Here is an 11,588-nt window from a genome sequence, read left to right on the forward strand (position 1 = left end):
TCTTATTTTAAATCCTTTGGAAATATTACTTTTTGGGTTTTGCCTTTATGGATAGCATCCCAACTATCGGCTTGAAATTGTATGGATACAAATCCGGATGTAGGAACATTATCAATAAAAACATCTCCAAATTTATTAACAAAATTTGTAATAGCCTCATTATGTCCAAAAAGAATAACACTTTCGAAAAGATTACTACATGATTTGATAACTTTCTCCAATTGGTTTTCATCAAAAGTATAGAGTTCTTTTTTGTAGACAATGCTTTCAACGGGATAAGATATATTTTGGGCAAAAATTAAAGCTGTTTCAGCTGCTCTCGCAGCAGCACTACTCCATATCAAATATGTTTTAGGAATAAAATTGGAAATATTTGAAGAAACCAAATGAGCATCTTGAATTCCGTTTTTCATCAAAGGCCTATCAAAATCTTTCAAAGGAGCTTCCCAACTAGATTTTGCATGTCTAATTAATATTAAATTTTTCATACCCCAATAGTTTTAATTTGAAACACTGAATAACCACAACAAATTACAATTTTTTTTCTAAAGTAAATAGTAATTCCAATTCAAAACATTTAAGTTTTAATTTAAAAGTATTAGTCCTACTAAAATATTTTTTATAAAATGTTAAAATATATATTTTAAATTATAGTAAAAAACTTACTAATTATTTAAAATAATGCAAATAAACGATGATTTTTGCACTTTATCGACTTTTTTTAATTTTCGTATCATAAAAAAATATAAATTTGATTAACGAAATGAAAAAGAGTTTAACAGTTAGATTACAAATTAAATAATTTGGAAAACTCGATTAAATGCAAAGTAAATAGATTTTAATGAAGCAAAAACATCGTTTCAACGAGTATTTAAGTTGTTTGTAGAAAAAAAATACAAGTTGGTGTTATTCAAATTAATTTAGCACTATAATTAATTACAATAGTCCCACAATTTAAAAATATTAACAATTGTTGAACATGATTTTGTAAGAATTAAAAAAGTAAAATCCCCAAATAATATACATAAATAAATTTAAATTTTGATTGTATGAAAAATTCTCTACCCAAAAGAAGATCTGCCAAAAATATAGGAGTGACTAAAATTATCTCCCTTTTGGTATTTTTACTATCAGCAGTAAGTTCTTTTAGTCAAACTTGCAGTATTAGCCAAACTAATCCTTGCCCTTCATCGCCAGTTTCAGCTTGTACAACAGGCACTGGTTTATATTCTACAGACCCAGCTCTAAATTTACCTCTTGCCCCAGGGTATTTTCTTTCTTGTAATGGTGGAGGAACATCGGGTTATCAATATGAAAATTCGTTTGATATTCCCGAAAGTCAATCTGCTAGCGATTGTTGGAAATATTCACGAGTTCAGCGGATTGGAAATTTGGGTGGGGTGTTAAACTTGTTTCAATCTACTGGAACAACTACAAGCGTTACTACGCCATTTTTTTATATGATGCCGACTGATCCCGTTGATATTAAATTAGATGTTTTTCGAGCTGGCACAAGTCTTTTCAAAATAAACTATTATTTAGAAGATAAAAATGGAAATAAAACTCTACAAGGTTTTTTTGATGTAAACGGAAGCCATCTTACAAACACAAACAAATTTTATACAGCTACTATAACTGCTCCTTCAACAACTGGTTTTAGAATATATTTTGAATTTGTTCCAAATCCTACTATAGGTAATGGAGATAAAAACAGAGTTGATTGGTTAGGAATAGATGCACCTATTTATGGAACTGGTTGTTCTGGCGATGCTAACTTCTCAACCACTGTTACAGGACTTCTTCCTTTTTTCCCTATTGGATCAACTCCAGTTACCTATACTGCTACATACAGAAACTCTGCTGGGGATGTACTTGATTCAAAAATTTGTACCTACAATGTTATTGTGAATAAAACAACTTTTGCTGGCGTTCCAACAAGTGCTACATGTACAACAAATGGAAGTATTCAGATTACTGCTGCTTCAGCTAACACTTCAACAAATAATATAAAATATACTATTAACGGTGGAAGTCCAATAAGTCTTACCGGATCTTTATCAACAGTAACAACTACAGCAATAAACGATGGTGTAACTACGACAACTACTTATTCAACGGTAATAGGTACAATATCCAATTTATCAGCTGGAAGTTATACGATTAGTGTAAGTGATGATATAACTAAATGTAGCGACTCGAAAGAAATTATTGTTCTAGAAACACCTGATACAGTAGCTCCTGTAATTCCAACTTTAGCAAATGTAACTGGACAATGTTCAGCTACTGCTACTGTACCAACTACAACGGATGTATGTGCAGGTACAATAACAGGTACAACTTCGGATCCTTTGACCTATTCAACTCAAGGTTCACACACAATCACTTGGACTTTCAATGACGGTAATGGTCAATCCGTAACCGCTACCCAAAATGTGATTATTGATGATACAGTAGCTCCTGTAATTCCAACTTTAGCAAATGTAACTGGACAATGTTCAGCTACTGCTACTGTACCAACTACAACGGATGTATGTGCAGGTACAATAACAGGTACAACTTCGGATCCTTTGACCTATTCAACTCAAGGTTCACACACAATCACTTGGACTTTCAATGACGGTAATGGTCAATCCGTAACCGCTACTCAAAATGTGATTATTGATGATACAGTAGCTCCTGTAATTCCAACTTTAGCAAATGTAACTGGACAATGTTCAGCTACTGCTACTGTACCAATTACAACGGATGTATGTGCAGGTACAATAACAGGTACAACTTCGGATCCTTTGACCTATTCAACTCAAGGTTCACACACAATCACTTGGACTTTCAATGACGGTAATGGTCAATCCGTAACCGCTACTCAAAATGTGATTATTGATGATACAGTAGCTCCTGTAATTCCAACTTTAGCAAATGTAACTGGACAATGTTCAGCTACTGCTACTGTACCAACTACAACGGATGTATGTGCAGGTACAATAACAGGTACAACTTCGGATCCTTTGACCTATTCAACTCAAGGTTCACACACAATCACTTGGACTTTCAATGACGGTAATGGTCAATCCGTAACCGCTACTCAAAATGTGATTATTGATGATACAGTAGCTCCTGTAATTCCAACTTTAGCAAATGTAACTGGACAATGTTCAGCTACTGCTACTGTACCAATTACAACGGATGTATGTGCAGGTACAATAACAGGTACAACTTCGGATCCTTTGACCTATTCAACTCAAGGTTCACACACAATCACTTGGACTTTCAATGACGGTAATGGTCAATCCGTAACCGCTACTCAAAATGTGATTATTGATGATACAGTAGCTCCTGTAATTCCAACTTTAGCAAATGTAACTGGACAATGTTCAGCTACTGCTACTGTACCAATTACAACGGATGTATGTGCAGGTACAATAACAGGTACAACTTCGGATCCTTTGACCTATTCAACTCAAGGTTCACACACAATCACTTGGACTTTCAATGACGGTAATGGTCAATCCGTAACCGCTACTCAAAATGTGATTATTGATGATACAGTAGCTCCTGTAATTCCAACTTTAGCAAATGTAACTGGACAATGTTCAGCTACTGCTACTGTACCAACTACAACGGATGTATGTGCAGGTACAATAACAGGTACAACTTCGGATCCTTTGACCTATTCAACTCAAGGTTCACACACAATCACTTGGACTTTCAATGACGGTAATGGTCAATCCGTAACCGCTACTCAAAATGTGATTATTGATGATACAGTAGCTCCTGTAATTCCAACTTTAGCAAATGTAACTGGACAATGTTCAGCTACTGCTACTGTACCAACTACAACGGATGTATGTGCAGGTACAATAACAGGTACAACTTCGGATCCTTTGACCTATTCAACTCAAGGTTCACACACAATCACTTGGACTTTCAATGACGGTAATGGTCAATCCGTAACCGCTACCCAAAATGTGATTATTGATGATACAGTAGCTCCTGTAATTCCAACTTTAGCAAATGTAACTGGACAATGTTCAGCTACTGCTACTGTACCAACTACAACGGATGTATGTGCAGGTACAATAACAGGTACAACTTCGGATCCTTTGACCTATTCAACTCAAGGTTCACACACAATCACTTGGACTTTCAATGACGGTAATGGTCAATCCGTAACCGCTACTCAAAATGTGATTATTGATGATACAGTAGCTCCTGTAATTCCAACTTTAGCAAATGTAACTGGACAATGTTCAGCTACTGCTACTGTACCAACTACAACGGATGTATGTGCAGGTACAATAACAGGTACAACTTCGGATCCTTTGACCTATTCAACTCAAGGTTCACACACAATCACTTGGACTTTCAATGACGGTAATGGTCAATCCGTAACCGCTACCCAAAATGTGATTATTGATGATACAGTAGCTCCTGTAATTCCAACTTTAGCAAATGTAACTGGACAATGTTCAGCTACTGCTACTGTACCAACTACAACGGATGTATGTGCAGGTACAATAACAGGTACAACTTCGGATCCTTTGACCTATTCAACTCAAGGTTCACACACAATCACTTGGACTTTCAATGACGGTAATGGTCAATCCGTAACCGCTACTCAAAATGTGATTATTGATGATACAGTAGCTCCTGTAATTACACAAGCTGGAGAAAACACAACTATCTATTGTCCAAATTTACCTGTATTCACTCCACCAACTGCAACTGATAATTGTAGTATAGCTACTATCAATATAGTTTCAGATGTAATAACTCCTGGAAGTTGTTCAAGTACTTATAGTAGAACTATTACTTGGGATGCAACCGATGGGAGTAATAACCATAGTGAGACAGTTAGTCAAACTATAAATGTTCAAGATATAACTGCTCCTACATTTACTGTTCCGGCTGATATAACAATCAATACTGGTGAAAATTGTTCTACTAATTTAGATCCAACTGCTATTGGTACTGTAACTAATATCTCTGATGCCTGTGATTCAAGCCCTGAAGTGACTTATACAGATTCTAATTGTTTTGGAGATGACAATGAAGCCAATATCAATGCCGGAAACGGAAACTATTTCTACTTTGATGTAACTGGATATAATAACCTGACTGCAAAAGATATTGAAAAAGTAGCTCTTGCATTTAAAACCAATCAAGGAAAAGGAAGAGCTGAATTTACTTTAGTTAGTCCTAGTGGACAAGCTGTAGTATTAGTTGGTCCTTACTGTACAGATGGTGCTTGTGAAGATGATAATTCAAGTAATCAAGAATTATATGTACCTGTATTCTATCCTAATAGTTCAGGATATGCACAATGGAACAATAACAATGTTATCGCTCAAGATATTCCTCAAAACTTTACGCCAAATGGTGCCTTGTCTTCTCCAAACACGATTACTGGAGTTACAAGTTATGTTTCAAGTTTTGACAACTTAACAGGTCCAATGAACGGAACTTGGTTTGTATTCTCAAAAAAACAAGCTAATGTTAATGGAAGCATTAACTTTAACAGTGTTTGTTTAACTCCTATAGGTACTTGTCCAAGTAACAAAGTTATTTCAAGAACTTGGACTGTAACTGATGAATGTGGAAATGCAACTTCAGCGAAACAAACTATAACTATTCAAGACGTAACAGCTCCTGTGATTTCAGCATTGCCAGTTACTACAACTATCTCTTGTCCAGCAGTGCCTGAGTTTACTCAAGCTATTGCAACAGATAATTGTAGTTCAAATGTTAATTTGACTTCTGCGGATGTAACTACAAACGGTGATTGTGCTGGGTCGTATTCTGTAACTAGAACTTGGACTGCAACTGATGCTTGTGGAAATACTTCTACTGCTTCACAAACGATAAACGTTCAAGACATAACTGCTCCAGTTATTGCTGCTCTACCAGAAGCATCAACTATCAACTGTCCTGCTACACCTATATTTGCTTTAGCAACTGCTACTGATGGTTGTAATTCAACTTTCAGCTTGACTTCTGCGGATGTAACTACAAACGGTGATTGTGCTGGTTCGTATTCTGTAACTAGAACTTGGACTGCAACTGATGCTTGTGGAAATACTTCTACTGCTTCACAAACTATAAACGTTCAAGACATAACTGCTCCAGTGATAGCTGCTCTACCAGAAGTGTCAACTATCAACTGCCCTGCTACACCTGAATTTGCTGTAGCAACTGCTACTGATGGTTGTAATTCAACTTTCAGCTTGACTTCTGCTGATGTAACTACAAACGGTGATTGTGCTGGTTCGTATTCTGTAACTAGAACTTGGACTGCAACCGATGCTTGTGGAAACACTGCTACTGCTTCGCAAACGATAAACGTTCAAGACATAACTGCTCCAGTGATTGCTGCTCTACCAGAAGCGTCAACTATCAACTGCCCTGCTACACCTGAATTTGCTGTAGCAACTGCTACTGATGATTGTGGTTCTACTTTCAGCTTGACTTCTGCTGATGTAACAACAAACGGTGATTGTGCTGGTTCGTATTCTGTAACTAGAACTTGGACTGCAACCGATGCTTGTGGAAATACTGCTACTGCTTCGCAAACGATAAACGTTCAAGACATAACTGCTCCAGTGATTGCTGCTCTACCAGAAGCATCAACTATCAACTGCCCTGCTACACCTGAATTTGCTGTAGCAACTGCTACTGATGGTTGTAATTCAACTTTCAGCTTGACTTCTGCTGATGTAACTACAAACGGTGATTGTGCTGGTTCATATTCTGTAACTAGAACTTGGACTGCAACCGATGCTTGTGGAAACACTTCTACTGCTTCACAAACGATAAACGTTCAAGACATAACGGCTCCAGTGATTGCTGCTCTACCAGAAGCGTCAACTATCAACTGCCCTGCTACACCTGAATTTGCTGTAGCAACTGCTACTGATGGTTGTAATTCAACTTTCAGCTTGACTTCTGCTGATGTAACTACAAACGGTGATTGTGCTGGTTCGTATTCTGTAACTAGAACTTGGACTGCAACCGATGCTTGTGGAAATACTTCTACTGCTTCACAAACGATAAACGTTCAAGACATAACCGCTCCAGTGATTGCTGCTCTACCAGAAGCATCAACTATCAACTGCCCTGCTACACCTGAATTTGCTGTAGCAACTGCTACTGATGGTTGTAATTCAACTTTCAGCTTGACTTCTGCTGATGTAACTACAAACGGTGATTGTGCTGGTTCATATTCTGTAACTAGAACTTGGACTGCAACCGATGCTTGTGGAAATACTTCTACTGCTTCACAAACGATAAACGTTCAAGACATAACGGCTCCAGTGATTGCTGCTCTACCAGAAGCGTCAACTATCAACTGCCCTGCTACACCTGAATTTGCTGTAGCAACTGCTACTGATGGTTGTAATTCAACTTTCAGCTTGACTTCTGCTGATGTAACTACAAACGGTGCTTGTGCTGGTTCATATTCTGTAACTAGAACTTGGACTGCAACCGATGCTTGTGGAAACACTTCTACTGCTTCGCAAACGATAAATGTTCAAGACATAACTGCTCCAGTGATTGCTGCTCTACCAGAAGCGTCAACTATCAACTGCCCTGCTACACCTGAATTTGATGTAGCAACTGCTACTGATGATTGTGGTTCAACTTTCAGCTTGACTTCTGCTGATGTAACAACAAACGGTGATTGTGCTGGTTCGTATTCTGTAACTAGAACTTGGACTGCAACAGATGCTTGTGGAAACACTGCTACTGCTTCGCAAACGATAAACGTTCAAGACATAACTGCTCCAGTGATTGCTGCTCTACCAGAAGCGTCAACTATCAACTGCCCTGCTACACCTGAATTTGCTGTAGCAACTGCTACTGATGATTGTGGTTCTACTTTCAGCTTGACTTCTGCTGATGTAACAACAAACGGTGATTGTGCTGGTTCGTATTCTGTAACTAGAACTTGGACTGCAACCGATGCTTGTGGAAACACTGCTACTGCTTCACAAACTATAAACGTTCAAGATATAACTGGACCAACTTTTGTGGAAACAATACCAGAAAACATAACTGTAGAATGCTCTGAAGTTCCTACAGCAGATACATTAACAGCTACAGATAATTGTAGTTCCGCTACTGTAACTTTTGAAGAAACAACCGCTTCGAATGAAGGTGCTTGTGCTGGATCTTACACTTTGACTAGAACTTGGACTGCAACTGATGCTTGTGGAAACACTACTACAGCATCACAAACGATAACTGTTCAAGATACTGTTGCTCCTACTTTTGTAGAAACAGCACCAGAAAACATAACTGCTGAATGTTCTGCTATACCAGAAGCTGCAACGCTTACGGCTACTGACAATTGTGGAGATGCTACTGTAACTTTTGAAGAAACAACCGCTTCTAATGAAGGTGCTTGTGCTGGATCATATACTTTAACTAGAACTTGGACTGCAACTGATGCTTGTGGAAACACTACTACAGCATCACAAACGATAACTGTTCAAGATACTGTTGCTCCTACAACTACAACGGCTTTTGAAACAACTGTAATTGCAAACTGTGATGCGGTTCCTCCTGTACCAGAATTAGTATTTGTAGATAATTGTTCTAGTGTTGCTCCTGCAGTATATACAGAAACTATTACTAACAGTACCCCTAGTTCTTACTCTATTGTAAGAGAATGGTCTGTATCTGATGCTTGTGGAAACACTTCCCTATTTAGTCAAACTGTAAATGTCACTATTGCGAATAGTTTAACAACTATTCCAAGTGAAGCTTGTAACGGAGATTCATCAACTATAGATTTAATGAACTTACTACCTCAAGGTACTCCTACTAATGGAACTTGGATTGACACTAATACAACTAATGCCTTACAAGGAAGTATCTTTTCTCCTTCAGGATTACCTTTAGGTTCGGTATCATTTGAATATAAAATAAATGATGAAACTTGTCCTAGAAGCATTGTATTAAATATTGCCATAAATGATGATTGTGTGGTATTAGCTTGTGGAACTGTACTTGTTCACAACGCTTTCTCTCCAAATGGGGATGCATTAAATCAAAAATTTGTAATCGATAATATTGATGATACAGTATGTTATCCAGAGAATACAGTTGAGATTTATAACCGTTGGGGTGTTTTGGTTTTTGAAACTAAAAACTACAACAACAACTCCAATTATTTCGATGGTACTTCTAAAGGAAGAACAACAATTAGTGCCTCTTCAGGATTACCTACAGGAACTTATTTCTATATCTTGAATTACACTTCTGTAGACAATAATAATAATATTGTTACTAACAAAAAAGACGGGTATTTATACCTTAGTAAATAGTTTAATCAGCCTGAGGGCAATCAATTTGTCCTCAGGTTATTATATAATAAAAAGCCCTATTTTAAACATAAATAATTAATATTTGATTAAACTGAATTTCATAACTATTTAAAAGGGAGTTCAGGAGCTAATTAAAACAATAAATATCTACTATGAAAACAAAAATATTTTCTATCGTTTTGATGTTTACAGCCTTTGTAAGTTTTGCGCAACAAGATGCTCAATTTACGCAATACATGTATAACACAATTAATGTAAACCCTGCTTATGCTGGGTCGAGAGGAGCTTTAAGCATATTTGCACTACATCGTACGCAATGGGTAGGTCTTGATGGAGCACCTGTTACCAATACCGTATCGGTGAATACTCCTCTGAATGGAAAAAATCTTGGATTAGGAGTCTCTTTGATTAATGACAAAATTGGACCTACTCACGAGAACACTATTTCTGCTGATTTGTCCTATACTTTACAAGTTTCAGAAACTAATAAACTTTCTTTTGGTATTAAAGCAACGGCTAATTTATTTGATTTAGATGAAACTAGATTAACGCCTTCACAAGCTGGTGATCCTAGTTTAAGAAACTACAACTCTTTTTCTCCTAATATTGGAGCTGGTATCTATTGGCATTCTGATAATGCTTATGTAGGTTTCTCTGTCCCTAACTTCATTGAAACAAATCGGTATGATGCTAACGAAGTGCGTATTTTTAAAGAAAAGATTAACTACTATTTAATTGCTGGATATATCTTTAATTTAAACAACACCATCAAGTTCAAACCTGCCGTGATGACAAAAATGGTTGAAGGTGCTCCACTTCAAGTGGATATGTCTGGAAACTTTATGTTCAATGACAAATTTGTTCTTGGTGTAGCTTACAGATGGAGCGCTGCTATGAGTGTGATGGCTGGATTCCAAGTTTCTGACGGTATGTATATTGGATATGGGTATGATTTAGAAACTACCAATCTAGAAAATTACAACTCTGGTTCGCATGAAGTTTTCTTACGTTACGAACTATTCAAAAATATCGGTAAAATTACAACTCCTAGATTCTTCTAAAATTAAGCATTATGAAAAATTATATACTCCTTATAACTATACTTTGCAGTTTTTCCTTCAATGGACATGCCCAAAAGGCAAAATTAGCTGCAGCTGATAAGAAATATGACAACTATGCTTATATAGATGCCATAAAAACATATGAAAGAGTGGCCCAAAAAGGCTACAAATCTGTTGATATGTTCCAAAAACTGGGAAATGCGTACTATTTTAACTCTGATTATCAAAATGCAGCTAAATGGTATGCCGAATTATTTGCAATGAATACGGAATTAGCTCCAGAGTATTATTACAGATATTCACACTCCTTAAAATCTATAGGTGATTTCAAAAAATCGGATGAAATGCTTGCACTTTTTAACCAAAAATCGGGGAATGATAGCCGGGGAAAGTTGATTAAATCAGATTATTTAGCAGAAATAAAAGCAAATTCTGGCAGATACGATGTAGAAGATGCAGGAATTAATTCTAAATATTCTGATTACGGAAGCGCAATATACTTAGACAAAGTGGTTTTTACTTCTTCTAGAGATACTGGAAGTCTTGCCCAAAGAAAACACAAATGGACCAATCAGTATTTTACTAATTTATACAGTGCTGATTTAGGTGATGGAATGACTCCTGGAGCTGTTAAAAAATTTGATAAAGCTATAAATACTAAATTCCACGAATCCACTCCTGCTTTCACAAAAGATGGAAAAACAATGTTCTTCACAAGAAACAATTATATTGATGGTGAAAAAGGAAAAAGTGAAAGTAAAGTCACTCTGGTAAAAATATACCAAGCTAGCTTAGAAAATGGAAAATGGGATAATGTTAAAGAAGTTCCTTTCAACAGTAACAACTATAGCACGGCTCACCCTGCTCTTAGTTCAGATGAAAAAACACTTTACTTTGCCTCTGATATGCCTGGTACATTCGGACAATCTGATTTATATAAAGTAAAAATAAATGAAGATGGAAGTTTTGGTTCTCCTGAAAATTTAGGAAACACCATCAATACTGAAGGAAGAGAAACATTCCCGAGTATAACCGATGAAAACGAAATCTATTTTGCATCAGATGGTCATCCTGGTTTAGGTGGTTTAGATATTTTTGTCTCTAAAATTAATTCTGACGGAACTTTTGGTAAAGTTCAGAATATTGGTGAAAAAGCCAATTCTAATAAAGATGATTTTGCGTATTTAATTGATACCAAAACACG

General features: G+C 36.5%; 3 protein-coding genes and 1 pseudogene. 3 read left to right on the forward strand and 1 reads right to left on the reverse strand.

Features of this window, described 5'->3' with window-relative positions; translation table 11 throughout:
* Positions 1–2: 2 nt before the first annotated feature.
* Entirely contained in the window at positions 3–488 is a 486-nt protein-coding gene (locus tag C8C88_RS12835) for a histidine phosphatase family protein (RefSeq protein WP_121338499.1), read from the reverse strand.
* Positions 489–1,049: 561 nt separating this feature from the next.
* On the opposite strand from C8C88_RS12835, the gene C8C88_RS12840 reads away from it, so the two are divergent.
* From C8C88_RS12840 to C8C88_RS12850, 3 genes and pseudogenes are all read left to right on the forward strand, one after another.
* The gene (locus C8C88_RS12840) at positions 1,050–9,323 is read left to right on the forward strand and encodes a gliding motility-associated C-terminal domain-containing protein (RefSeq protein ID WP_121338500.1); all 8,274 of its coding nucleotides are present in this window, start codon (positions 1,050–1,052) and stop codon (positions 9,321–9,323) included.
* Positions 9,324–9,475: 152 nt separating this feature from the next.
* Positions 9,476–10,384: a type IX secretion system membrane protein PorP/SprF gene (locus tag C8C88_RS12845; protein ID WP_121338501.1), complete on the forward strand. Its 909-nt coding sequence runs from the start codon at positions 9,476–9,478 to the stop codon at positions 10,382–10,384.
* An 11-nt stretch (positions 10,385–10,395) separates the two neighbouring features.
* Positions 10,396–11,588, forward strand: a pseudogene (locus C8C88_RS12850) (PD40 domain-containing protein); the annotation flags it as partial.

The organism is Flavobacterium sp. 123, from assembly GCF_003634825.1.
In the GTDB taxonomy this organism is placed as follows: domain Bacteria; phylum Bacteroidota; class Bacteroidia; order Flavobacteriales; family Flavobacteriaceae; genus Flavobacterium.

Excerpts from the sequence above, each read along its gene's own strand:
- C8C88_RS12835 (WP_121338499.1), bottom strand. The coding sequence starts at position 488 with ATGAAAAATTTAATATTAATTAGACATGCAAAATCTAGTTGGGAAGCT.
- C8C88_RS12840 (WP_121338500.1), top strand. The coding sequence starts at position 1,050 with ATGAAAAATTCTCTACCCAAAAGAAGATCTGCCAAAAATATAGGAGTG.
- C8C88_RS12845 (WP_121338501.1), top strand. The coding sequence starts at position 9,476 with ATGAAAACAAAAATATTTTCTATCGTTTTGATGTTTACAGCCTTTGTA.